The organism is Streptomyces sp. NBC_01478 (assembly GCF_036227225.1).
GTDB lineage: Bacteria > Actinomycetota > Actinomycetes > Streptomycetales > Streptomycetaceae > Streptomyces.
The window spans coordinates 5,332,725-5,357,020 of the sequence record NZ_CP109444.1; the positions used below are offsets into that span (position 1 = coordinate 5,332,725).

At 69.7% G+C, this 24,296-nt stretch carries 17 protein-coding genes and 1 riboswitch; of the genes, 7 read left to right on the forward strand and 10 right to left on the reverse strand.

Annotated elements, in window-relative coordinates; all coding sequences use genetic code 11:
- Positions 1–67: 67 nt before the first annotated feature.
- The gene (locus tag OG223_RS23880; RefSeq protein ID WP_329252181.1) at positions 68–6,055 is read left to right on the forward strand and encodes a DNRLRE domain-containing protein; all 5,988 of its coding nucleotides are present in this window, start codon (positions 68–70) and stop codon (positions 6,053–6,055) included.
- Between the two features lie 11 nt (positions 6,056–6,066).
- On the forward strand, positions 6,067–6,459 hold the full coding sequence (locus tag OG223_RS23885; RefSeq protein WP_329252184.1) for a hypothetical protein: 393 nt from the start codon (positions 6,067–6,069) through the stop codon (positions 6,457–6,459).
- Between the two features lie 67 nt (positions 6,460–6,526).
- Here the strand turns inward: OG223_RS23885 and OG223_RS23890 are convergent, their stop codons facing one another.
- The 5 genes from OG223_RS23890 to thrC form a co-directional block, all read right to left on the reverse strand.
- Complete coding sequence (locus OG223_RS23890) at positions 6,527–7,657, reverse strand: NADH:flavin oxidoreductase (protein ID WP_329252187.1); 1,131 nt, start codon at positions 7,655–7,657, stop codon at positions 6,527–6,529.
- Between the two features lie 229 nt (positions 7,658–7,886).
- Positions 7,887–9,515, reverse strand: coding sequence for a chaperonin GroEL (gene groL / locus OG223_RS23895; protein WP_329252190.1), 1,629 nt, complete (start codon positions 9,513–9,515; stop codon positions 7,887–7,889).
- 352 nt (positions 9,516–9,867) lie between these two features.
- Positions 9,868–10,074: a cold-shock protein gene (locus tag OG223_RS23900; RefSeq protein WP_019057200.1), complete on the reverse strand. Its 207-nt coding sequence runs from the start codon at positions 10,072–10,074 to the stop codon at positions 9,868–9,870.
- A gap of 431 nt (positions 10,075–10,505) precedes the next feature.
- Positions 10,506–10,781, reverse strand: coding sequence for a MoaD/ThiS family protein (locus OG223_RS23905; RefSeq protein WP_329252194.1), 276 nt, complete (start codon positions 10,779–10,781; stop codon positions 10,506–10,508).
- Between the two features lie 85 nt (positions 10,782–10,866).
- Positions 10,867–12,162, reverse strand: coding sequence for a threonine synthase (thrC, locus tag OG223_RS23910; protein ID WP_329252197.1), 1,296 nt, complete (start codon positions 12,160–12,162; stop codon positions 10,867–10,869).
- Between the two features lie 15 nt (positions 12,163–12,177).
- A riboswitch (SAM riboswitch) is annotated at positions 12,178–12,330 on the reverse strand.
- A 182-nt stretch (positions 12,331–12,512) separates the two neighbouring features.
- Between thrC and OG223_RS23915 the strand changes: the two genes are divergently transcribed.
- A complete protein-coding gene (locus tag OG223_RS23915; protein WP_329252200.1) occupies positions 12,513–13,457 on the forward strand; it encodes a glucosyl-3-phosphoglycerate synthase in 945 nt (314 codons plus the stop codon).
- Between the two features lie 121 nt (positions 13,458–13,578).
- Positions 13,579–15,087 carry an alpha,alpha-trehalose-phosphate synthase (UDP-forming) gene (locus tag OG223_RS23920; RefSeq protein ID WP_329252203.1) on the forward strand — a complete coding sequence of 503 codons (1,509 nt, stop codon included), beginning with the start codon at positions 13,579–13,581 and terminating at the stop codon, positions 15,085–15,087.
- 162 nt (positions 15,088–15,249) lie between these two features.
- On the opposite strand, the gene otsB is transcribed toward OG223_RS23920, so the two are convergent.
- The 3 genes from otsB to OG223_RS23935 all read right to left on the reverse strand — a co-directional run bounded on the left by otsB (position 15,250) and on the right by OG223_RS23935 (position 17,901).
- Positions 15,250–16,215, reverse strand: a complete 966-nt coding sequence (gene otsB / locus OG223_RS23925) for a trehalose-phosphatase (protein WP_329252205.1) — start codon at positions 16,213–16,215, stop codon at positions 15,250–15,252.
- Positions 16,216–16,328: 113 nt separating this feature from the next.
- Positions 16,329–16,580 carry a DUF3263 domain-containing protein gene (locus OG223_RS23930; RefSeq protein WP_329252209.1) on the reverse strand — a complete coding sequence of 84 codons (252 nt, stop codon included), beginning with the start codon at positions 16,578–16,580 and terminating at the stop codon, positions 16,329–16,331.
- 55 nt (positions 16,581–16,635) lie between these two features.
- Positions 16,636–17,901: an extracellular solute-binding protein gene (locus tag OG223_RS23935; RefSeq protein WP_443073737.1), complete on the reverse strand. Its 1,266-nt coding sequence runs from the start codon at positions 17,899–17,901 to the stop codon at positions 16,636–16,638.
- 110 nt (positions 17,902–18,011) lie between these two features.
- On the opposite strand from OG223_RS23935, the gene OG223_RS23940 reads away from it, so the two are divergent.
- The 3 genes from OG223_RS23940 to OG223_RS23950 all read left to right on the forward strand — a co-directional run bounded on the left by OG223_RS23940 (position 18,012) and on the right by OG223_RS23950 (position 21,261).
- The gene (locus OG223_RS23940) at positions 18,012–18,956 is read left to right on the forward strand and encodes an ROK family protein (RefSeq protein WP_329252215.1); all 945 of its coding nucleotides are present in this window, start codon (positions 18,012–18,014) and stop codon (positions 18,954–18,956) included.
- Positions 18,956–20,191 carry an N-acetylglucosamine-6-phosphate deacetylase gene (nagA, locus tag OG223_RS23945; protein WP_329252218.1) on the forward strand — a complete coding sequence of 412 codons (1,236 nt, stop codon included), beginning with the start codon at positions 18,956–18,958 and terminating at the stop codon, positions 20,189–20,191. The genes OG223_RS23940 and nagA overlap by 1 nt, the downstream gene beginning before the upstream one ends.
- Positions 20,192–20,331: 140 nt before the next feature.
- The gene (locus OG223_RS23950; protein WP_329252221.1) at positions 20,332–21,261 is read left to right on the forward strand and encodes a 1-phosphofructokinase family hexose kinase; all 930 of its coding nucleotides are present in this window, start codon (positions 20,332–20,334) and stop codon (positions 21,259–21,261) included.
- A gap of 19 nt (positions 21,262–21,280) precedes the next feature.
- Here the strand turns inward: OG223_RS23950 and OG223_RS23955 are convergent, their stop codons facing one another.
- Both OG223_RS23955 and cdgB read right to left on the reverse strand, forming a co-directional pair.
- On the reverse strand, positions 21,281–22,246 hold the full coding sequence (locus tag OG223_RS23955) for a carbohydrate-binding protein (RefSeq protein ID WP_329252224.1): 966 nt from the start codon (positions 22,244–22,246) through the stop codon (positions 21,281–21,283).
- Positions 22,247–22,411: 165 nt separating this feature from the next.
- A complete protein-coding gene (gene cdgB / locus OG223_RS23960) occupies positions 22,412–24,073 on the reverse strand; it encodes a diguanylate cyclase CdgB (RefSeq protein ID WP_329252228.1) in 1,662 nt (553 codons plus the stop codon).
- Positions 24,074–24,296 lie beyond the last annotated feature (223 nt).

Consider the following 24,296-nt stretch of genomic DNA (forward strand, 5'->3'; position numbering starts at 1 on the left):
GGTCTTCTCGGCCACAAGGGGGCGGGGGAGATCATCGGGAGCTTTGCTGAGGCGTACGGCGTTGGCCGTGGCCGCCGTGCTGGCGGCGGAAGCGGCACTGGTGTCGCTGGAGACGGGAGCGGCCTTCGCGGCCGACTCGGACACCACGACCGTGACCGCCGTGGCGGACACCAAGTCGGCTGCCTCGTCGGCGGATTCGGTGGACGCGGCGCTGCTCATGGCGCGGTTGCGGAACCGGAAGATCGAGGTGCTGTCGGAGCGGACGGCGGACTCGACGACGTACGCGCTGCCGAGCGGTGAGCTGCAGACGTCGACGTACGCGGGGCCGATCCGGCAGCAGGTGGCCGGCGGCACGTGGCGGGACATCGACACCTCGCTGTCGGACACGGGCGCGTCGCTGGAACCGGACGTGGCCGCGGCCGACATCGCGGTCTCCGACGGCGGTGACACCGCGCTGGTGTCGGTCGACAAGGGAAGCACGTCGTTCGGCCTGGGCTGGGAGTCCAAGCTGCCGACGCCGACCGTGAAGGACGACACCGCCTCCTACGACCTGGGCGACGACCAGACCCTGACGGTCACCGCGCTGGCCCAGGGCTTCAGCCAGAACATCGTCCTGGACGCCAAGCCCGACAGCGCCCCGGTGTACCGAATCCCCATGCAGCTCAAGGGACTTGAGCTGTCGGTCGCCGACTCCGGCCATCTGCTGCTGAAGAACGCCGCCGGCAAGTTGGTGGCGGAAGCCCCCGCGCCGATGATGTGGGACTCCTCCAAGAACAAGGCCTCCGGCGAATCCAAACACCAGGCGAAGGTCACCACGAAGGTGGAGACCGCCGACGACGGCACCCAGACCCTGGTCCTGACCCCGGACGCGGACTACTTCACCCAGGACCTGACCTACCCGGTCACCGTCGACCCGACCTCGACCCTCGCCGTCACCACCGACACCTGGGTGCAGACCCCGGACTACACCGACTCCCAGGTCTCCTCGACCGAGTTGAAGTCGGGCACGTACGACGCGGGCAGCGATGTGGCGCGCTCGTACCTGAAGTTCGACGTGTCGAAGTTCGCCGGCAAGCACATCACCGACACGAACCTCGCCCTGTACTCGTACTACGCCTCGACCTGTGCCACCACCGGCGCGGGCACCCAGGTCCGGCGGATCACGTCCACCTGGTCGTCGTCGGACATCACCTGGGCCGCCCAGCCCACCACCACGACCACCGGCGCGGTGACCAACACCGCCGCGCTGGGCTACAGCACCTCCTGCCCCGCGGGCACGATGAACTTCGACATCGACACCATCGTGCAGGCCTGGGCCGACGGTTCGACCAACTACGGCCTGCAACTGCGCGGCGCCAGCGAGACCGACTCCCTGACCTGGCGGCGCTTCCGCTCCGCCAACTACGTCTCCGGCGACGGCTCGGCCGAGCCGCACCTGACGGTGACGTACAACTCGTATCCCTCGACGCCCAGTTCGACGGCGATCTCGCCCTCGCAGGTCAACGCCTACAACGGCAAGAGGTACGTCACCTCCCTGACCCCGACCCTCTCCGCGAAGGTCACCGACTCCGACGGGTCGGCCACGAAGGGGCAGTTCGAGGTCACGGCGGACCCGGCGTACGCGGACACCACGTACACGTACACCGCCACGTCCGCCTCGGTCGCCTCCGGTGCGACCGCGAAGCTCGCGATCCCGTCCGCGTCCGCCATTCCGGCGGGTGTGCATCTGCGGTACCGGGTGCGGGCCTACGACGGTACGGACTACGGCAGTTGGACCGGCTACACCACGTTCGTGATGAACACCGGCCTGCCCGTCGCACCGACCGTCACCTGTGCCACGTACACCCAGAACGGCTGGACGGCCAAGGCCGGCGCCGCCGACACCTGCACCATCGACACCTCCTCCACGGACGGCGCGGGCTACTACTGGGGGCTGGACAACAGCAGCGTCCCGAACAAGAAGCTCGACACCACCAACGGCAACGGCGGCGACGCCGCCACCGTCTCCGTCGACCCGGCCAACGGCTGGCACACGCTCTACGCCCGCACCGTCGACTCCGGAGGAAACCTTTCCGCAGCCACCACCGCCTACAGCTTCGGCGTCGGCGCGGACGGTGCCGCGGTCCTCTCCCCGGCCGCCGGTGACACCACCGCCCGCCGCCTGACCCTCGCCGCCAAGGGGCTCACGACCTACACCGGCGTGACCTGGCAGTACCGGCGCGGCGAGACCGACACCTGGCACACCGTCCCGGTCGGTGACGTCACCGCCTCCGGCGCGGCCGTCTCCGCCTGGCCGGTCGCCGTCAGCTCCGGCACGGCCACCAAGTTGGTCTGGAACACGGTCAGTTCACTCTCCGAGGACGGCGCGATCCAGCTCCGTGCCGCCTTCACCGACGGCACGACCACCGGCTACTCGCAGACCGTCGAGGCCACCCTCGACCGCGACGCGGGCACCGCGCCGAGCGCCGAGGTCGGACCCGGTGAGGTCAACCAGCTCACCGGCGACTACACGCTGGACGCCACCGACGCGACCGCCTTCGACGCGACCGTGGACCGCACCTACTCCTCGCGCGCCAACTCCACCGACACCGAGGGCCAGGCCGAGATCTTCGGTTCCGGCTGGACGTCCTCCGTCACGGGCGCGGCGAGCGACTACACGCAGCTCCGCAAGACCTCGGACACCTCCGTGGAACTGCTCAGCGCGGACGGCAGCGCGATCGCCTTCACCGCGGCCTCGGGCAGTGCCTGGAAGCCGCAGAGCGGTGCCGAGGACCTGACCCTGAGCGGCACGCTGTCCGGCACGAAGTTCACGCTCACCGACACCGACGCCGACACCACCGTGTTCGCCAAGGCGGCGACGGCGGCCACGACCTGGACCCTGTCCTCCTCCGCCACCGCGGTCGACGACACCACGGTCACCACCGTCTCCGAGACGGTCACCTCCGGGACCACGACCCTGGCACGCCCGAAGTACGTGATCTCCCCGACCGGGGCGGTCACCGCGGCCACCTGCCAGGCGACGCCCGCCACCAAGGGCTGCCGGGTCCTGGAGTTCGTCTACGCGGACACCACCACGGCCACCGACTCCGCCCTCGGCGACTACAAGGGCCAGGTCAAGGCGGTCAAGCTGTGGGCCACCGACCCCGGCGCCTCGGCGGCGACCGCCGAGACCCTCGCCACCTACGCCTACGGCTCCTCCGGCAAGCTCCGCCAGGTCTGGGACCCGCGCATCAGCCCGGCGCTGAAGACGGAGTACACCTACGACTCCGACGGCCGCGTCGCCACCCTCACCAAGCCGGGTGAGCTGCCGTGGACCTTCACCTACGGCAAGGCCGGCTCCGCCCTGACCGCGGGCGCGGGCATGCTGCTCAAGACGTCCCGCCCGGCCCTGGCGGAGGGTTCGAACAGCACCACGTCCGGCACGGCGGCCACCACGGTCGTCTACGACGTCCCGCTCTCGGGCACCACCGCGCCGTACCAGATGGACGCCACCACGGTCGCCACCTGGGCGCAGGACGAGGCACCCACCGACGCCACCGCCGTCTTCCCGGCGGACAGCGTCCCGTCGTCCAGCACGGGCAGCGACCTCACGTCGTCCGCCTACGACCGCGCGACCATCACCTACGTCAACGCCAACGGCGAGGAGACCAACACCGCGAGCCCGGGCGGCTCGATCACCACGACCGAGTACGACACCTACGGCAACACGGTCAGCGAACTCACCGCCGCCAACCGTGAGTTGGCGCTCAGCAGCTCGGCCGACGCACTGGCGGACCTGGGGCTGACCGGCCTCTCCACGGTGGACCGCGCCCAGCGCCTCGCCACGGTCTCCGCGTACTCGGCGGACGGCACCCGCCTCACCGACAACTACGGCCCGCTGCACGAGATCACGCTCGCCGAGGAACTCACCGGTTCCACCACGGAGTCCACCCTCGCCGCGGGAACGGTGATCCCGGCCCGCGCACACACGGCGTACACCTACGACGAGAACAAGCCGTCCGACGCGGCGGTGTCCAACCTGGTCACCTCGACGGTGACGGGCGCGGCGGTCGACGGCTACGCGACGGACGCGGACACCGGCACGGTGACCACGACCTATGACTGGTCGACCGGCCAGGAGAAGGCGACCGGGGGCGGCGGCGCCACCGAACCGGTGACGACGTACGACGACGCGGGCCGGGTGGCCACCACCCGCACCGCCGGGTCCACGGGTTCGGACGCGGCCACGCTGACGTACACGTACTACAGCGCCTCGGCGATCGGCACCTGCGCCTCGACGGAGTGGGACGGCCTGCTGTGCCGCACCGCGCCGGCGGCGGCCATCACCGGTGGCGGGAGCAACCCCACCGAAGCGGTCGGCACCGTCTACACCTACGACCGCTGGGGCCGGATCGCGACCAAGGCGGAGACCGCGAACAGCGTCACCCGCACGACCACCAACACGGTGGACGCGGCGGGCCGTCCGACCAGGACGGCGGTCACCGGCGGCACGGGTGTGACAACCCCTGCCACGACCATCACCTACGACGAGGCCAACGGGCAGATCGCCACCCAGACGTCGAACAGCCAGACCATCGCGTACGGCTACGACGACCTGGGCCGCCAGACCTCCTACGCCGACGGCGCGGGCAACACGGCAACGACCGCCTACGACCTGCTGGACCGGCCGGTGAAGGCCACCGACTCGGTCCCGTCCACGGTGACCTACGCGTACAGCACCGCAGGGCGCCTGAAGACCCTGACCGACTCGGTCGCGGGCACCTTCACCGGGACGTACGACGCCGACGGCACGCTGGTCTCGGAGACCCTGCCGGGCAGCTACGCGCTCACCCTCACGACCGACCCCGCCGGCCAGGAGACCGGCCGCGCCTACACCACGTCGGACGGCACCACGGTCGTCTCCGACAGCGCCGGATACACGGTCGACGGCCACCAGGCCGGCCACACCCGGACCGACGGCTCGACCACCCAGACCGACTACACCTACGACAGCTCCGGCCGCCTCACGCTGGCCGCCGACACCACCGGCAGCGGCTGCACCACCCGGGCCTACACCTTCGACGCGAACAGCAACCGCACGGCCCTGACCACGAGTTCGGACGACTGCGACAGCAGCACCTCCGACACCACCGCGAACACCACGTCGTACACGTACGATTCGGCGAACCGTCTGGTCAACTCCGGCTACGTGTATGACGCGTTCGGCCGCACCACCACCAGCGGCAGCACGACCCTGGCGTACTACACCAACGACCTGGTCGCCTCGGAGACGGTCGGCACCAGCCGCAACACCTGGACCCTGGACGCCGCCGGACGCCTCGCCGTCCGGGCCGCCCAGACCCAGGGCACCGACAGCACCTGGACCACCGGCAGCAGCACGGTCAACCACTACGGCTGCGGTTGCGACAGCCCCACCTGGACCAAGACCGGTGACACCGTCAGCCGCAACGTCAAGGACCTGACCGGCGGCCTGACCGCCACCACCACGGCGACCGGCGCCACGGTCCTCCAACTCGCCGACATCCACGGCGACATCACCGTCCAGCAACCGCTGGACACCACCGTGGCCGGCACGGTCCAGCACTACGACGAGTACGGCAACGCACTCGACGACACCGCGTCGGTCACCTACGGCTGGCTCGGTTCCCAGCAGCGCTCCGGCGCCACGCTGAGCGGCTACACCCTCATGGGCGCGCGCGTCTACGATCCGGCCACCGGCCGGTTCCTCCAGAGCGACCCGGTGTACGGCGGGAACGCCAATCCCTACGCCTATCCGACCGACCCCGTCAATATGTACGACCTTGACGGAAGGATGGGTTTCTGGAAGTGGCTGGCGTGCATCGGCGCGATTCTGGGATTCATCCTCCAGTTCACTCCCGCCGGAATGACGGCGAAGCTCGTGACGGCAGTGCGGCTGGCCCGTGCGCGTGAGTGGGCGAAGATAGTCACCGCGTTCAAGAGGTTCTTCAGAGGACTTCGGGTCAAGAACTCGGCGCTGCGCACCATCGTCTACGCGATCATGGGAGTGAGCGCGATCAAGGAAGCCTGCTACTAGATAGGAAAGCCGTGCATCTTGCGCTCGCCCCAGCCGTGGGCGTCGTCGGCTCGACCCTCCTGATCCTGGGCGCCCTTCCCGTGGCCATCTGGGCCTTCATCGGAAGGTTCACCGGGAAGGGACGGCCCGGCCGGGGCGTCTGGGCCCCGCTGAACGACCGCCACAACATGATCGGGATCGCCGTCTCCACCGTTGGATACGCGATGTCCTCCATAGCCCTGGGAGGCTGGGGAGACCTGTTGGAGTTCACCATTCCGGGGATACTCTCCGGTTGCTTCGCCAGTGCGTTCGTGTACGCGCACAAGGGCGCCGGGGCCGAATCCCCCGCACCCGCTCTCGGTAGGTATCTGATACCGATATACCCCTTCCTTCTGGGGTTCCTGTGGCGGGTTGCCACCGGGTGAGGGAGAGAAACTGAGAACGGCCGGGGCCAAAAGCCCCGGCCGTTCTTCTTTGTTGTGCGGGTCCGCGTCAGCTCAGCGAGCGCAGCGCCGCCGCGTCGTACGGCGCCAGCTCCTCCACCCGCCCCGCGAGGACCTTCGCCGCCCACTCCGGGTCCTGGAGCAGCGCGCGGCCCACCGCGACCATGTCGAACTCGTCGCGCTCCAGGCTGTCGAGGAGGTCGTCGATGCCCTTGAGGGGAGCGCCCTCGCCGCGGAAGCCCTTGAGGAAGTCGCCGTCGAGGCCGACCGAGCCGACGGTGATGGTCTGCTTGCCGGTGAGCTTCTTGGTCCAGCCCGCGAGGTTGAGGTCGGAGCCGGTCTCCTCGAACTCGGGGAGCCAGTAACGGCGCGTGGAGGCGTGGAAGACGTCGACGCCGGCCGCCGCGAGCGGGGTCAGGATCGCCTCCAGCTCCTCCGGGGTCTCGGCGAGACGGGCGCCGTAGACGTCCTGCTTCCACTGCGAGTAGCGGAAGATGATCGGGAATTCGGGGGACACGGTCTCGCGGACCGCCGCCACGATCTCCGCCGCGAACTTGGTGCGGGCGACCGGGTCACCGCCGTAGGCGTCCGTACGGCGGTTGGTGCCCGCGTACAGGAACTGGTCGAGGAGGTAGCCGTGCGCGCCGTGCAGTTCGACGCCGTCGAAGCCGATGCGCTCGGCGGCTGCCGCGGCCTCCGCGAAGGCGCCGATGACGTCGTCCAGGTCCCGCTGGGTCATGGCCGTACCGGTGACCTCGTCACTGCCGATGCGCAGCCCGGAGGGGCCGACGGCGGGGGCGTCCGCGTACGGCGGCTGGCCCTGCTCGCGGACCATGCCGATGTGCCAGAGCTGCGGCACGATCGTGCCGCCCGCCGCGTGCACGCCCTCGGCGACCTTCGCCCAGCCAGCGAGCTGCTCCTCGCCGTGGAAGCGCGGGACGCGGTCGCTCTGCCCGGCCGAGTCGTGACCGACGTAGGTCCCCTCGGTGACGATCAGGCCCACGCCGGCGGCGGCCCGCCGGGAGTAGTAGCCGACCACGTCCTCACCGGGCACCCCGCCCGGCGAGAACTGCCGGGTCATCGGCGCCATCACTATCCGGTTCGGGACGGTCAGGCCGTTGAGGGTGATCGGACGGGCGAGAACTTCGGCCGCTCGGGAGGCGGGGGCGGTCGTAGACACGTGTGGGGGCTCCTCGGGACACCAGGCACCGGATATCGGGTACCAACCGGTATGTGCGTATGCATTGATCATGCGTCAACAACAACCTTCCGGCCAAGCCCCTCATTCCGACCTGCCCGCGCCGCGGCCTGTGATACCGGACACGATCCCGGACACGCCCGAGGGCGGTACCCCCTGTCGGAACAGGAAGTACCGCCCTCGGTAAGACCGTTGATCAACCAGAGGTCGATCAGAAGTCCATGTCACCGCCCGGCATGCCGCCGCCGGCACCCGCGCCGGCACCGGCCTTCTCGGGCTTGTCGGCGATGACGGCCTCGGTGGTGAGGAACAGCGCGGCGATGGACGCGGCGTTCTGCAGGGCAGAGCGCGTGACCTTCGCCGGGTCGATGATGCCCTCGGCGATCATGTCCACGTACTCACCGGACGCGGCGTTGAGGCCGTGACCGATGGGCAGGTTGCGGACCTTCTCGACGACGACTCCGCCTTCGAGACCACCGTTGACGGCGATCTGCTTCAGCGGGGCCTCGAGCGCCAGCTTGACGATCGCGGCACCGGTGGCCTCGTCGCCTTCGAGCTCGAGCTTGTCGAAGACGTGACCCGCCTGGATGAGAGCGACGCCACCACCGGCGACGATGCCCTCCTCGACGGCCGCCTTCGCGTTGCGAACGGCGTCCTCGATGCGGTGCTTGCGCTCCTTGAGCTCGACCTCGGTGGCCGCGCCCGCCTTGATGACGGCGACGCCACCCGCGAGCTTGGCGAGGCGCTCCTGGAGCTTCTCGCGGTCGTAGTCCGAGTCGCTGTTCTCGATCTCGGCGCGGATCTGGTTGACGCGACCGGCAACCTGGTCCGCCGAGCCCGAGCCGTCGACGATCGTCGTCTCGTCCTTGGTGATGACGACCTTGCGAGCGCGGCCCAGCAGGTCCACGGTCGCGTTCTCCAGCTTGAGGCCGACCTCCTCGGAGATGACCTCACCGCCGGTCAGGATGCCGATGTCCTGCAGCATCGCCTTGCGACGGTCACCGAAGCCCGGAGCCTTGACGGCGACGGACTTGAAGGTGCCGCGGATCTTGTTGACGACCAGCGTCGACAGGGCCTCGCCCTCGACGTCCTCGGCGATGATCAGCAGCGGCTTGCCCGACTGCATGACCTTCTCCAGGAGCGGGAGCAGGTCCTTGACGTTGGCGATCTTCGAGTTGGCGATCAGGATGTACGGGTCGTCGAGGACGGCCTCCATACGCTCCATGTCGGTGGCGAAGTACGCCGAGATGTAGCCCTTGTCGAAGCGCATGCCCTCGGTGAGCTCAAGCTCGAGACCGAAGGTCTGCGACTCCTCGACGGTGATGACGCCTTCCTTGCCGACCTTGTCCATCGCCTCGGCGATGAGCTCGCCGATCTGGGTGTCGGCGGCGGAGATGGAGGCCGTAGAAGCGATCTGCTCCTTGGTCTCCACGTCCTTGGCCTGCTCCAGCAGGGCACCGGAGACGGCCTCGACGGCCTTCTCGATACCGCGCTTGAGGGCCATCGGGTTGGCGCCCGCGGCTACGTTGCGCAGACCCTCCTTGACGAGGGCCTGGGCGAGGACGGTCGCGGTGGTCGTACCGTCACCGGCGACGTCGTCCGTCTTCTTGGCGACTTCCTTGACCAGCTCGGCGCCGATCTTCTCGTACGGGTCCTCGAGCTCGATCTCCTTGGCGATGGAAACACCATCGTTGGTGATCGTGGGGGCGCCCCACTTCTTCTCGAGGACGACGTTGCGGCCCTTGGGGCCAAGGGTGACCTTGACGGCGTCGGCGAGCTGGTTCATCCCGCGCTCGAGACCGCGCCGTGCCTCCTCGTCGAACGCGATGATCTTGGCCATGTGAAGTGGTCCTCCCGGACTGGGGTGGATTGCTCCGGACCGCGCTGGCGCCCGCGACGGACGGCCTGCCTGCCCCGTGGTTCCTTGCACCACCTGGCCTGCGGGCCTCACCGACCCGGTCCTTCGTTATCACTCTCACCTTCAGAGTGCTAACGCCAATGATTAGCACTCGGCATGGTCGAGTGCAAGCGGCTCCCGTGTTCTGGCACCCGCTCCAGCCCCTGCGCCGGCCCCCGCTCCGCCCCCGGATCCGGGCATGCCGAAGGGCCCGTACCCCAGGAGGTGACCCCCCAGGAGTACGAGCCCTTCGATGAGGAACGAAGAACGTCGCTGCTGTTCGTCGGCGCGTGCTTCAGCTGGTCGCGAGCCGGACCATGTCCGCCTGCGGCCCCTTCTGACCCTGCGAGATCTCGAAATCGACCCGCTGACCCTCTTCCAGGGTGCGGTAGCCGTCCATCTGAATCGCGCTGTAGTGGACGAAAACATCCGCACCACCGTCGACCGCGATGAAGCCGTACCCCTTCTCCGCGTTGAACCATTTGACGGTGCCCTGAGCCATGCCTAACTCCCCTATTACTGGCCCTTGCACGGACCCGCACTTCGCGGATCCGGGTCAGACCTCACCCCCCACAGGATTGGGGGCGTGCGCCGGAACGCGTCGACCGCGGCCGAATGTATCCGTCCAACTGCCGTCTGCAACAGGTCAATCCGACGAGAATTCCGGGCAGGACCGGTCGGGAATTTACGGAGAATTCGTCCGACTTCAGGGCAAGTCGGGCCCGATAAATGGAACATAACGCGCAAAATGCCTACACACTTTGGCTACTTCTCATCGCACGCGGAGCCGGTACTCATATGCGTCCGGCATGCGGAGTGGAGCGCGTTCCCCAACTCTACCGCGCTCAACCATACAGAATTGCCCCCTCCGCTTCTCTCACGGAGGGGGCAATTCGATGAACTCTCGGTAACCGGCATTACCAAGGGTAATAATCAGCCACCGGCGACGGCCGGAATGATCGAGACGCCGGCCCCGTCCGGAGTGGCCGTCTCCAGCCCCTGCTCGAACCGCACATCGTCATCATTGACGTAGACGTTGACGAACCGGCGCAACTTGCCCTGATCGTCGAGGACCCGGGCGGAGATACCGGTGTGCTTCTTCTCCAGGTCGCCGATGACCTCGGCGAGGGTGGCACCTTCGGCGGAGACCTCGGCCTGCCCGCCGGTGTAGGTGCGGAGAATGGTAGGGATGCGGACACTAACGCTCACGATGAAACCTCCGGTCAGGTGATACCCAAGGGGCGCGGGGAACTGCGCGACCAGCCCCCGCCGGCCCGCAGACGAAGAACGACGCTTACGAGGCGAGCCCAGCCTCCCTGAACGACTCAAGACTCGGCCGGATAGTCGCGGTCAGCCCAGTGCCGGCCACCGCGTCCAACGTCTTCAGACCATCCCCGGTGTTCAGCACGACCGTGGTCAGCGTCGGATCCAACAGCCCGCTCTCGATCAGCTTCTTCGTCACGCCCACCGTCACACCACCGGCGGTCTCCGCGAAGATGCCCTCCGTCCGCGCCAGCAGCTTGATCGCGTCCACACACTGCTCATCGCTGACGTCCTCCACGGCCCCACCCGTACGCCGAGCGATGTCCAGCACGTAAGGACCGTCCGCCGGGTTCCCGATCGCCAGCGACTTCGCGATCGTGTTCGGCTTCTGCGGCCGTACGACGTCATGCCCCGCCTTGTAGGCGACGGACACCGGCGAGCAGCCCTCCGCCTGCGCACCGAAGATCTTGTACGGCTTGTCCTCGACGAGCCCGAGCTTGATCAGCTCCTGCAGACCCTTGTCGATCTTCGTGAGCTGCGAGCCGGAGGCGATCGGCACGACCAACTGGTCCGGGAGCCGCCAGCCGAGCTGCTCGCAGATCTCGTACGCCAGAGTCTTGGAGCCCTCGGCGTAGTACGGCCGCAGGTTGACGTTGACGAAGCCCCAGCCCTCGCCGGCCGGATCGCCGATCAGCTCGGAGCAGAAGCGGTTCACGTCGTCGTAGTTGCCCTCGATGCCGACCAGCTCGCCGCCGTAGATCGCGGCCATGACGATCTTGCCCTGCTCCAGGTCGTGCGGGATGAACACGCAGGAGCGGAAGCCGGCCCGGGCGGCGGCGGCACCGACCGCGCCGGCGAGGTTGCCGGTGGAGGAGCAGGAGAGGGTGGTGAAGTTGAAGGCGCGGGCGGCTTCGATGGCCTGGGCCACGACGCGGTCCTTGAAGGAGTGCGTCGGGTTGCCGGAGTCGTCCTTCACGAACAGCTTGCCCGCGTCGACGCCCAGTTCGCGGGCGAGGTTGTCGGCCTGCACGAGCTTGGTCCAGCCGGGGTTGATGTTCGGCTTGGTCGCCACGTCGGCGGGGACGGGCAGCAGCGGCGCGTAACGCCAGATGTTCGCGGGGCCCGCTTCGATCCGCTTGCGGAGCTCTTCGGTGTCGTAGCCCGAGAAGTCGTAGGCGATCTCCAGCGGGCCGAAACACTCCTCGCAGGCGAAGACCGGGCCGAGCGGGACGCGGTGGCCGCACTCGCGGCAGGAGAGCGCGGTGGCGGGGCCGAGATCAACGGCGTCTACGGAGTTCGTGGTGCTTGCAACAGTCTGCGCAGCCATGGAGGCGAGGCCCTTTCCTCATCTTCCTCACGACGCGTTTCGCCGTGAGACGGATTTGGCACCTTCCCGAGCCGGGAGCCTCGGCACATGTACATGCATGCGACAAGACCGGCTGGAGGGTTGCCGGGGCTTCAACGGGCCGTATCCCTCTGCCCCTCTGGATGAGCGGTGTTCAGTTGTGTATGCAATTGTCCCGGCGACGGCCCCCGACATGCGATGGTCATCAGCGTTGTTCAAGACTGTAACCGAAGGCCAGGACAGTTGAGTGAGCCGTCCGAACCGCGAGATGGATCAGACATTCACTGTCTGTGACCAGCGCTCGCCGAGAGAACGCAGAGGAGCCGCGCAACGTGCTGAAGGAAGTCGAGCACTGGCTGAGCACCCGCTCCTGGTCCCTGACCGACCGGCCGCTCCACAAGATTCTGGCCGCCAAGCACCGCACGGGCCAGTCGGTCAGTGTCGTGCTGCCCGCGCTCAACGAGGAAGCGACGGTCGGCGACATCGTCGCGATCATCCGTCACGACCTCATGCAGCAGGTCCCGCTCGTCGACGAGATCGTCGTCGTCGACTCCGGGTCCACCGACCGCACCTCCGAGGTGGCCGCCGCGGCGGGCGCCCGGGTCGTGCACCGGGACGACATCCTGCCCCGCATCCCCACCGTGCCCGGCAAGGGCGAGGTGCTGTGGCGTTCGCTGCTGGTGACGAGCGGCGACATCGTCTGCTTCATCGACGCGGACCTGAAGGAGTTCTCCTCCGACTTCGTCACCGGGATCGTGGGCCCTCTGCTCACCGACCCCGGCGTCGACCTCGTCAAGGCGATGTACGACCGCCCGCTGGGCGGCGCGGCCGGCCAGGGCGGACGTGTCACCGAGATGATGGCCCGCCCGCTGCTGAACATGCACTGGCCGCAACTGGCCGGATTCGTCCAGCCGTTGGGCGGCGAGTACGCGGCCCGTCGCTCGCTGCTGGAGCAGCTCCCCTTCCCCGTCGGGTACGGCGTCGAGCTGGCCATGCTCGTCGACGCGCTGCATCTGGTGGGCCTGGACGCCCTCGCCCAGGTCGACGTCGGTGTGCGCAAGCACCGGCACCAGGACGGGCAGGCGCTGGGGCGGATGGCCGCGCAGATCTACCGCACGGCTCAGCTCCGGCTGGCCCGCGGGCATCTGATCCGGCCCTCCCTGACCCAGTTCGAGCGGGGTCCGGACGGCTTCGAGCCGCGGACGTACTCCGTGGACACGGAGGAGCGGCCGCCGATGGCTGACATCACCGAGTACCAGTCCCGCAAGGTGGCGTGACCGGTCCGGACCGCAGGTCCGGTCACGCCTCGCCCGCGGTCCGGCCGTATACGGATCCATCCGGTCCGTTGTGACCCGTCCGTACGTTTGAGCGTTTCCGGGCCGGGCTAGGTTGTGCCGTATGGCTTCCACGTCGTCCCTCTCGCCCGTCCCGTCCGCCTCCGGTGCTGCTCAGGTGCTCGTCGCGTCCAATCGTGGCCCGGTCTCGTACGAGGTGGGCGGCGACGGTTCGCTGCGCGCCAAGCGGGGTGGCGGCGGGCTGGTGTCCGGCCTGTCGGCGATCGGGCCGGACGCGGGGGCGCTGTGGGTGTGCTCGGCGCTGTCCGACGGCGACCGGGAGGCGGTACGGCGCGGGGTCGGCGAGGACGGCGTGCGGATGCTGGACATTCCGGCGGACGTGCACGCCGACGCGTACAACGGCATCGCCAACTCCGTGCTGTGGTTCGTCCACCACATGCTGTACCAGACCCCGCTGGAGCCGGTCTTCGACAAGGAGTTCCGGCGCCAGTGGGCGTCGTACGAGACGTACAACCGGGCGTTCGCGGAGGCGTTGGCCCGGGAGGCGGCCGAGGGTGCGGCGGTGCTGGTGCAGGACTACCACCTGTGTCTGGTGCCGGGGATGCTGCGCGAGCTGCGGCCGGACCTCAGGATCGGGCACTTCTCGCACACTCCGTGGGCTCCGCCGGAGTACTTCGCGATGCTTCCGGACGACATCAGGGTGCGGCTCATGGAGGGCATGCTCGGGGCGGACCGGGTGGCGTTCCTGACCTGGCGGTGGGCAACGGCGTTCCAGAACTGTGTACAGGGGCTCGACCCTTATCGGTGGCTCCCCCTGTGGCCGACGGGCGCTCCCCGTGCGATCGAGCATGTGCGGCGCGATCCGGACACCCGCCGTGAGCGGATCACCCGCAAGACACTCATCGGTGTGCACGGTCTCGGCGCCGACGCCGACTTCCTGCGCGCCCGCTCGCACGAGCCGGACGTGGAGGAACGGATCGTGGCGCTGCGCGAGGAGATCGGCGCGGGCCGCAAGGCCATCGTCCGGGTCGACCGCACCGAACTCTCCAAGAACATCGTGCGCGGGCTGCTGGCGTACCGCCAACTCCTCGACGACCACCCGGAGTTGCTGGAGCGGGTCGTGCACGTGGCGTTCGCCTACCCCTCCCGGCAGGACCTCGCCGTCTACCGCGACTACACCGCCGAGGTGCAGCGGGTCGCGGACGAGATCAACTCCCGGTACGGGACGGTGGGTTGGACCCCGGTGCTCCTCCACGTCGAGGACGACTTCGCCCGCTCCCTGGCCGCGTACCGCCTCGCCGACGTGGCCCTCGTCAACCCCATCCGCGACGGCATGAACCTCGTCGCCAAGGAGGTCCCGGTCGTCTCCGACGAGGGCTGCGCCCTGGTCCTCTCCCGGGAGGCGGGCGCGTACGAGGAGTTGGGCGAGGACGCGATCACCGTCAACCCGTACGACGTCATCGCCACGGCCACCGCCCTCCACGAGGCCCTGACCATGCCGACGGAGGAACGCGCCGAGCGCACGAAGCGCCTCGCCGCGGCGGCTACGGCCCTTCCGCCGGCCCAGTGGTTCCTTGAACAGTTGAACGCACTGCGCGATCAGGCGAGTTGAGCGACGGGCGGGGCGACAGGCTTACGGCCACGAGGGCGACCGGGGACGACCGAGCTGCCGCCGCGACCCGGCCCACCGCCACACCCGCCAACCCCGCTGCGCATCAAGCCAGTTGAGCCGGCGACGCGGATGACGGCCCGCCTCACCAACTCACTCGCGAACTCAGCCCAGTTGGGCGGCGAGCGCCGACAGCAGGTCCACGACTCCCGTCGCTCCGTCCACCACCAGGTCCGCCCGCTCCCGTAGTTCCGTGACCTCGTCGTTGCCGCTGCACACCAGCAGGCCGGGGATGCCGTCCGAGCGGAGTTTCTCGACCGCGGCGAAGGCGGGGAGGTCGCCGAGGTCGTCGCCGGCGTAGAGGACGGACTCGGCGCCGGTCTCGCGGAGGTACTCGGTGAGCGCCACGCCCTTGTCCATGCCGGGTGGGCGCAGCTCCAGGACCATGCGGCCGGGTTCGACGATCAGGCCGTGGCGGGTGGCGAGGTCGGTGAGGGGGGCTCGTAGGGCCTCGTACGCGGCCTCGGGGTCGTCGGCGCGGCGGGTGTGGACGGCGAGCGCGCGGCCCTTCTCCTCGATCCAGGTGCCCCGCCAGGCGCCGATCCCGTCGAGGAAGCCGGGGAGTTCGGCGCGGACGGCGGCCACGCCGGGGTGCGGGGCGGGGGCGCTGACGGTACTGGTCACCGCGTCCCAGCGTTCCGTGCCGTAGTGGCCCAGCACGACCAGGTGTTCCAGGCCGCGGACGCCCGCGAAGCCGCCGTTGCGGACCGCCACACCGGCGGGGCGGCCGGTGATCACGGCCACGGACGCCACCTTCGGGGCGAGTGCGGCCAGCGCCGCCACCGCGCCGGGGTGCGCGCGGGCCTGCTCGGGGTCCGCGACGATCGGCGCGAGCGTGCCGTCGAAGTCGAGCCCGATCACCGCGGCGGCCGGCTTGGCGAGGATCGCCTCCAGACCTTCGCGCCCGGCACGGGTGGCGGGGGTCGGCAGTGCGCGGGGCGGTGGTGCGGGAGACGTGGGAGCGGTGACCGGATCCACGGAGACCTGGGGATCGCGGAGAACCTGGGGATCGGGACCGCTGGAGACCTTGCGATCGGGAGCGGGATCGGTGGAGTCCTGAGGGCTGCCCATACATCGACCCTATCCGGGCGGGCCCGCGCTCACCCCTCGCTCACCGGCGCACGGCCGGGACCCGCACGCCTCCCGGTAATTCCCGGCCACTCCTGGCAACCCCCGGCCACTCCTCACCGCTCCGAGCGCCGCGTCTCGCGGACCCGTCTCAGCCTGTTCACCGTCACCGGGTCGTGGGCCAGCGCCCGCTCGTCGTCCAGCAGGGCGTTGAGCAGTTGGTAGTAGCGCACGGGGGCCAGGCCCAGCTCCTCGCGTATCGCGCGCTCCTTCACGCCGGGGCCGGGGAAGCCGCGGCGCTCCAGCGCGAGGATGTCCTGTTCCCTCCCGTTCAGCGAGGGAAGCCGCGGGGGCGGGTCCGTGTCCATGCCCTGCACGGTAACCCCCGCCACTGACAACGCCCCCACCCGCGGCCACCCGCTCCTACTTGCCGCTCTCCGCCAGCGTCGCCGCCGCCTGCAACTGCCCCAGCACCGCCCCCGGGCTGCCGTTCGCGGTCACCGCCTGCCCTATCCGCTTCTTGATGTCGGCGCTGACCGTGGCCCAGGAAGTGTTGCCAACCGGGTAGAGCGTGGACAGCGGGAGTTCCTCAAGGAAGGGCTTCAGGGCCTTGTCCTGGGTCGACTCCTCCATCGCCTCGGACGCGGAGTTGGTCACGGGCAGCAGGTCGTACTCGCGGGAGAAGGAGAGGACGTTCTTCTCGCTGTAGACGAAGTCGAGGAAGTCGCCGATCTGCTCGCGGTGGCCGTTCTGCCTGAAGGCGGTCATCCAGTCGGCGACGCCCATCGTGGACTTGGCCCTGCCGGTACGCCCCGGCATCGCGACCGTGCCGAACTTCACGCCCTTCTCGGCGGCCTGCCGCATGAGCGTCGGGTGCCCGTTGAGCATGCCGACCTCACCGTCGGCGAAGGCGGCGAACGCGTCCGCGCGGTTCAGCTTCGCCGACGCGACGGGCCCGGTCAGCCCCTTGTCGACGAGGTTGTCGCGCAGCCAGGTGAAGGTGGAGATGTTCTCCGTGGAGTCGATGGTGTAGGTGCCGATGTCGTCGGTGTAGCCGCCGCCCCCGCCGAGCAGCCACTGCATGGTCTCGGCCTGCGCCTCCTCGGAGCCGAGCGGCAGCGCGAACGGATACTTCACGCCCCGCTCCTTCAGCGCCTCCGCGTCGGCGGCCAGCTCGCTCCAGTCCGTCGGCGGGGTCAGCCCGGCCTTGTCGAACAGGGTCTTGTTGTAGAAGAGGACGCGCGTAGACGCGGCGAAGGGCATGCCGTACTGGAGGTGATTGACCTGCCCCGCGTCCATGAGCGGCTCCAGGAAGTCCGCCTCTACGGGGATGGAGAGCAGGTCGGCGGCGGAGTACAGCTTGCCCGCGTCCGCGTAGTCCGCGTACGCCCCGATCTGCGCCATGTCGGGCGCCTTGCCGGCGGCGACCATCTCCTTGACCTTGCGGTCCACGTCGTTCCAGGAGTAGACGCTGACCTCGACCTTGACGTTCGCGTGCTTCGCCTCGTACTCCTTGACGAGTCCGTCCCAGTATTTCCGCGAACTGTTGGACGCGGAGTCGCCGTAGTCCGCGGCGACGAGCCGCAGAGTGACCTCGCCGGAGTCCCCGCCGAGGCCACAGCCCCCGAGGGCCGCCGTCATGCCCAGTGCGGAGGTCACCGCGATCATTCCTGTCCTACGCCGCTGCACTGCCGAATCCCCAACCTTTGCTGTCGTGACGTTCGCTCTGCGAACCCATAAGGTCTACACCACGTGAGTGGACTAGACCTCTCGCGGGTGTACGGGCCACACTGTCCCCCGTGAGACATGTCATCGCCCTCGACGTGGGCGGCACCGGAATGAAGGCCGCCCTGGTGGGGGCCGACGGCGAGCTGCTCCACCGGACCCGCCGGGCGACCGGCCGCGAGCGCGGGCCGGACGCGGTCGTCGAGCACATCCTCGGCTTCGCCGCCGAGCTGCGCGCGTACGGCGAGGAGCACTACGGCGAGCCCGCGTCGGCGGCCGGCGTCGCCGTCCCCGGCATCGTCGACGCCGAGCAGGGCATCGCCGCCTACTCGGCCAACCTCGGCTGGCGCGACGTACCCCTGCGCGACCTGCTGGCCGCCCGGCTCGGCGGCGTCCCGGTCGCCCTCGGCCACGACGTCCGCACCGGCGGCCTCGCCGAGGGCCGGATCGGCGCGGGCAAGGGCGCCGACCGCTTCCTGTTCGTGCCGCTGGGCACCGGTATAGCGGGCGCGATCGGCATCGACGGCCGGGTGGAGGCGGGCGCGCACGGCTTCGCGGGCGAGATCGGCCACATCGTCGTACGACCGGGCGGCACCCCTTGCCCCTGCGGCCAGGCCGGCTGCCTGGAGCGGTACGCGTCCGCGGCGGCGGTGACCGAGGCGTGGGCGGCCGTCTCCGGCACCCCCACAGCGGACGCGGCGGACTGCGCGAAGGCGGTCGCCTCCGGGGACCCCCGCGCGGAAAAGGTCTGGCAGGAAGCCGTCGACGCCCTCGCCGACGGCCTGGTCACCGCCCTCACCCTCCTGGACCCCCGAACGATCATCATCGGTGGCGGTCTGGCAGAGGCGGGGGAAACGTTGTTCACACCACTACGGGAGGCGGTCCGGGACCGGATCACCTTCCAGAAGCTGCCGTCGATCGTCCCCGCGGCTCTGGGGGACACGGCTGGATGCCTAGGTGCGGGCCTACTGGCCTGGGACCTCCTCAACTCAACCGACCGCACGGAGGTAGCACGCTGATGGCAGCCGACCCAGGGACGCGGGACAGCGTCGATATGCGGCTCCGCCGCGGGGCGCGACCAGCCACGACGCACCCGCACCCCGCAACGGCCAACGCGCCCCTCGTCCTGTCCGGCGCCAACGTGGTCCTCCCCACCGGCACCGTGCGCGCAGGCCGCCTCATCATCGACGGCACCCGCATCACCGGCGCCGCTCCCGACAACGCCCAGGTACTCGATGTCACCGGCCACTGGCTGGTACCGGGATTCGTCGACCTGCACAACCACGGCGGCGGCGGAGCCTCCTTCACCTCCGGCACCATCGAAGACGTCCTCAAGGGCATCCACACCCACCGCCGACACGGCACCACCACCCTGGTCGCCTCAACGGTCACCGGCGACATGGACTTCCTCGCCCACCGCGCCGGCCTCCTCTCCGAACTGGCCGAGCAGGGCGACCTCGCCGGCATCCACTTCGAGGGCCCGTTCATCTCCCCGTGCCGCAAGGGCGCCCACTCCGAGGCCCTGCTCCGCGACCCCGACCCGGCCGACGTCCGCAAGCTGGTCGACGCGGCCCGCGGCACGGCCAAGATGGTCACCCTCGCGACCGAACTCCCGGGCGGCCTGGACTCCGTACGCCTCCTCTCCGAACACGGCGTCATCGCGGCGATCGGACACACGGACGCGTCGTACGAGCAGACGGTGGAGGCGATCGACGCGGGCGCGACGGTCGCCACGCACCTGTTCAACGCGATGCCGCAGCTCGGGCACCGCGAGCCCGGCCCGATCGCGGCGCTCCTCGAAGACGAGCGCATCACCGTCGAGTTGATCAACGACGGTACGCATCTGCACCCGGCGTCCCTGGAGTTGGCGTTCCATCACGCGGGCGCGGGACGGGTGGCGTTGATCACGGACGCGATGGACGCGGCGGGCTTCGGCGACGGCCGTTACATGCTCGGCCCGTTGGAGGTCGAGGTGAGCGAAGGCGTCGCACGGCTGGTGGAGGGCGGGTCGATCGCGGGGTCGACGCTGACCCTGGACCGGGCCTTCAAGCGTTCGGTGACGGTCGACCGGCTGCCGGTCGAGGACGTGGTCACCGCGATCTCGGCCAACCCGGCCCGCCTGCTGGGGAGTTACGACGAGATCGGCTCGCTGGAGCCCGGCAAGTACGCGGACCTGGTGCTGCTGGACTCCGCGTTCGACCTCAAGGGCGTGATGCGGCGCGGCACTTGGGTGGTCGAACCGCAACTCGGCTGATCCGTACCGCATTCCGCAACGCGTTCCACGGATTCACAGGAGACGGTGGTCGGTCCGGGTCTGGGCCGACCGCCGTCTCTTTGGCATGATCGGGCCCGAACTGGACGACAGCTACACATACTTCGGGGGAGGTCGGCCCGGTGATCCTCACGGTGACGCTGAACACCGCTCTCGACATCACCTACCGGGTACGGGAGTTGCGACCGCACGGTTCGCACCGCGTGTCCGAGGTGACCGAACGGCCCGGCGGCAAGGGCCTGAACGTGGCCCGCGTGCTGGCCGCCCTCGGCCACGAGGTCACGGTCACCGGCTTCACGGGCGGCGTCACCGGACGTGTCGTACGGGATCGACTCACGGGCACACCAGGTGTGTTGGACGCCCTCGTCCCGGTCGCGGGTCCGACCCGGCGCACGATCGCCGTGGTGGACGGGCTGACCGGTGACACGACTCAACTCAACGAGCCCGGCCCGACGGTCACTTCGGCGGAGTGGTCCGCCTTCCAGGACGCGTACGAGGAGTTGGTGGGCGGGGCCTCGGCGGTGGCCCTGTGCGGGAGTCTGCCGCCGGGGGTGCCGGTGGGCGCGTACGCGGGGCTGGTCCGGACGGCTCGGGCGGCCGGTGTCCCGGTCCTCCTCGACACCAGCGGCGAACCGCTGCGCCGGGGCGTCGCCGCCCGCCCCGACCTGGTCAAGCCGAACGCCGAGGAACTGGCCGAACTCACCGGTTCCCACGAGCCGTTGGGCGGGGCGCGGGACGCCCGGCGCCGGGGTGCCCGCGCGGTGGTCGCCTCGCTCGGCGTCCAGGGGCTGCTGGCGGCGACCCCGGAGGGCGACTGGCTCGCGACGCCTCCGGCCCGTGTCCACGGCAATCCGACCGGCGCCGGTGACTCGGCGGTCGCGGGTCTGCTGTCGGGGCTGGTGGAGCGGCTGCCGTGGCCGGACCGACTGGCGCGGGCCGTGGCGCTGTCGGCGGCGACCGTACTGGCGCCGGTGGCGGGCGAGTTCGACCACGCGGCCTACGAGGAGCTGCTGGGGCGGGTCGCGGTGACGAGGAACGCGTCCGCGGCCTGAGCCGCCCCGGCTGCCCCGACTACTTCTTGACCTGGCCCTGTTTCACCCACAACTGGTCCAGCAGGACATTGCAGTTGTCGGCGTTCTCGCAGGAGAGGCTTATCGAGTTGGTGCCCTTGGTGAGGGTGGGCCAGGCGAAGCTCGTCGTCCAGCCCTTCTCGAAGTTGCCGTCCGGGGCCCCCGCGTAGTTCTTCAGGCTGAACGGGCTGCCGAACTTCTTGCCGTTGATGCTGAGCGTCATCTGCTGGTCGTCGCTGGTCGAGCTGTAGTGCGCGAAGACCGTGTAGGTGCCGTCCGAGGGGATGCCGTTCACCGTCCAGGTGACCGAGGCGCCGGCCGCGTTCAGGCCCGTGACATAGATGCCGCCGTCGGCGTCGGCGCCCTTGACGTCGGACGCCAGGGCGGCGCCGCCCTCCAGCTTCAGCGCCTTGGCGTCGATGGTCTGGGTCTCCAGACCGCTGGACGCGCTGGCGCTCGGCGAGGGGCTCGACGAGGCGCTCTGGGACGCCGACGGGGTCGACCCCGCCTGGTCGTCGGTCTTGTCGTCGCCGTTACCGTTCATCATCGCGACGCTGATGCCGATGACCACCGCGGCGACGACCGCGATCGCGCCGATCAGCAGGCCCTTGGTGTTGGGGCCGCGGCCCCGGCCGCCACCGCCGTTGTCGTACGGCGGGGGCTGCTGGCCTGCCGGCGGGCCGCCGGGGAAGGTCTCCGGGGCCTGGTAGTGCGCGTTCGGCTGGGCGCCGTAGGGCTGCTGCTGCGGGACCGTCTGGCCGAACTGCTGCTGGTACTGCGCCGTGGCGGCGGCCTGCTGGGCGCCGTACTGGCGCTCGCCGACCGGGCGCACTCGGTTGACCGAACCCGGGTAGCCGTAGCCACCGCCGGACGGCGGCTGGGCGCCGGCGGCCTGGCCGTCCTCGTACAGGTAGCCGAACGGGTCGTCGTCCTCGGGCGTGCTCGCGCCGTTGTTGCCGGGCGTCATCCCTAGGTACTCCTCAACAGGTGCGGGTGCAGATACGTCAGCTTCGGATACGTCTTCAGATGCGTCTTCAGACATGTCCTCGATACATCTGGAGAACTGCGAGCCTACCCGCTCCGCGTCGTCCAAACGGGTGACTCGGGCCGCATCAGAGCACTGACCTGGAGATCAGCCCGCGCGTCTGTGCTGTTTGGGACGAGATCGTTTCTCGATGTACATCCGTTCGTCAGCGGACTTCAGCACCTCGTCCGCCGTCATGCCGCAGTGGGCCCACCCGATACCGAAACTGGCCCCGACCCGCATGCCCCGGCCGTCCACCCGGATGGGCTGGATGATCTCGTTCCGCAGGCGTACGGCGAGGTCGGCGGCGTCGGCCTTGCCGAGGCCGTCGGCCAGCACGACGAACTCGTCACCGCCGAGCCGGGCCACCGTGTCGCCGTCGCGCACGGCCCGGCCGAGCCGCCGGGCGACCTCGATGAGGACCGCGTCACCCGCGTTGTGCCCGAACCGGTCGTTGATGGACTTGAAGCCGTCGAGGTCGCAGAAGAGGACCGCGAGCCCCTTGGTGCCGTCGTCCCGCTCGCCCTCGGGGGCGATGGTGTGGACGTGGTGGTCGTAGGCGTCGAGGAGGTCGGCGCCGGGGCGGAAGTCGAAGCCGTGGCCGTTCGCGTCGTAGGCGGCCGGATGTCCGTACGCGGCGTCGATCGACTCGATCTCGCCGGGGTGGCCGGACTGCTGACGCTGGCAGAGGCGGGCGGAGAGGCGGGTGCGCAGCTCCGCCGAGTTCGGCAGGCCGGTCAGCGCGTCGTGCGCGGCGCGGTGGGCGAGCTGCAGCTCGCGGCGCTTGCGGTCCTCTATGTCCTCGACATGGGAGAGGAGGAAGCGCGGTCCGTCGGCGGCGTCCGCGACGACGGAGTTGCGGAGCGAGACCCAGACGTACGTGCCGTCCCGGCGGCCCAGGCGGAGCTCCGCGCGTCCGCCCTCCGCCGACGTTCTGAGCAGGGTGCCTATGTCCTCGGGGTGGACGAGGTCCGAGAAGGAGTAGCGGCGCATCGCGGAGGCGGGGCGGCCCAGGAGGCGGCACAGGGCGTCGTTGCTCCGCAGTATTCGGCCGTGCTGGTCGCCGCCCATCTCGGCTATCGCCATGCCGGAGGGGGCGTACTCGAAGGCCTGCCGGAAGCTCTCCTCGCTTGCGCGCAGGGCCTGTTGCTCGCGCTCGAGTCTGACCAGCGCGCGCTGCATGTTCGCGCGCAGACGCGCGTTACTGATCGCGATGGCCGCCTGGAACGCGTACATCTGGAGGGCCTCGCGCCCCCACGCGCCCGGCCGCCGGCCGTTGCGCGGGCGGTCCACGGACAGGACGCCGATCAGCTCGCCGCACGAGCCGCCGGAGACGCCGGGGGTGTACATGGGCGCGAAGAGCCGGTCGGACGGGTGCCACTCGTCCTCGAAGCGGGGTGCGGGGCCGTCGGTGTACCACTGCGGTACGTCGTCCTCGTCGAGGACCCAGCCCTCGGTGTGCGGGATGAACCGCAGGTCGCCCCAGGACTCGCCCATGCCGAGGCGGCGCTCCCAGGAGGTGCGTGAGCCGACGCGGCCGGTGATGAGTGCCTCGGCGGCGGAGTTGCCCGCGAAGGCGGCGACCACGAGGTCGCCGTCGGGGCGGACGAGGTTGACGCATGCCAACTCGTACCCAAGGCCGTTGACGACTCCGTCGGCGACGGTCTGCAGGGTGTCCGCCAGGCTGCGGGCGGTGTTCATGTCCGCCATGACCGTGTGCAGTTGTCGCAGGGTCGCAAGACGGACGTAGGGTTCCGACTCGGTCTCCATACTCGCCCTCCCCCCGAGACCTCGCAGCGAATCAAGGGTCATCTTCCCCGCCACTGAATCACAGCGCGCTGCCCACTCGGTACACAGGGTCAACAATTACTACCCCTTGTGACTCAAGTCACAGCAGAAGATGAACAATTGAGTGGAGTTTCTGCATTTTCCCTGTGCGTTTACTGAACGCAAACTTTGTGGGCGTGTGGACATGATGCACGACGATGTTCCG

Excerpts from the sequence above, each read along its gene's own strand:
- groL (WP_329252190.1), bottom strand. The coding sequence starts at position 9,515 with ATGGCCAAGATCATCGCGTTCGACGAGGAGGCACGGCGCGGTCTCGAG.
- thrC (WP_329252197.1), bottom strand. The coding sequence starts at position 12,162 with ATGGCTGCGCAGACTGTTGCAAGCACCACGAACTCCGTAGACGCCGTT.
- OG223_RS23930 (WP_329252209.1), bottom strand. The coding sequence starts at position 16,580 with ATGGACACGGACCCGCCCCCGCGGCTTCCCTCGCTGAACGGGAGGGAA.
- OG223_RS23900 (WP_019057200.1), bottom strand. The coding sequence starts at position 10,074 with ATGGCTCAGGGCACCGTCAAATGGTTCAACGCGGAGAAGGGGTACGGC.
- otsB (WP_329252205.1), bottom strand. The coding sequence starts at position 16,215 with ATGGGCAGCCCTCAGGACTCCACCGATCCCGCTCCCGATCGCAAGGTC.
- cdgB (WP_329252228.1), bottom strand. The coding sequence starts at position 24,073 with ATGGAGACCGAGTCGGAACCCTACGTCCGTCTTGCGACCCTGCGACAA.
- OG223_RS23920 (WP_329252203.1), top strand. The coding sequence starts at position 13,579 with ATGGCTTCCACGTCGTCCCTCTCGCCCGTCCCGTCCGCCTCCGGTGCT.
- nagA (WP_329252218.1), top strand. The coding sequence starts at position 18,956 with ATGGCAGCCGACCCAGGGACGCGGGACAGCGTCGATATGCGGCTCCGC.
- OG223_RS23955 (WP_329252224.1), bottom strand. The coding sequence starts at position 22,246 with ATGACGCCCGGCAACAACGGCGCGAGCACGCCCGAGGACGACGACCCG.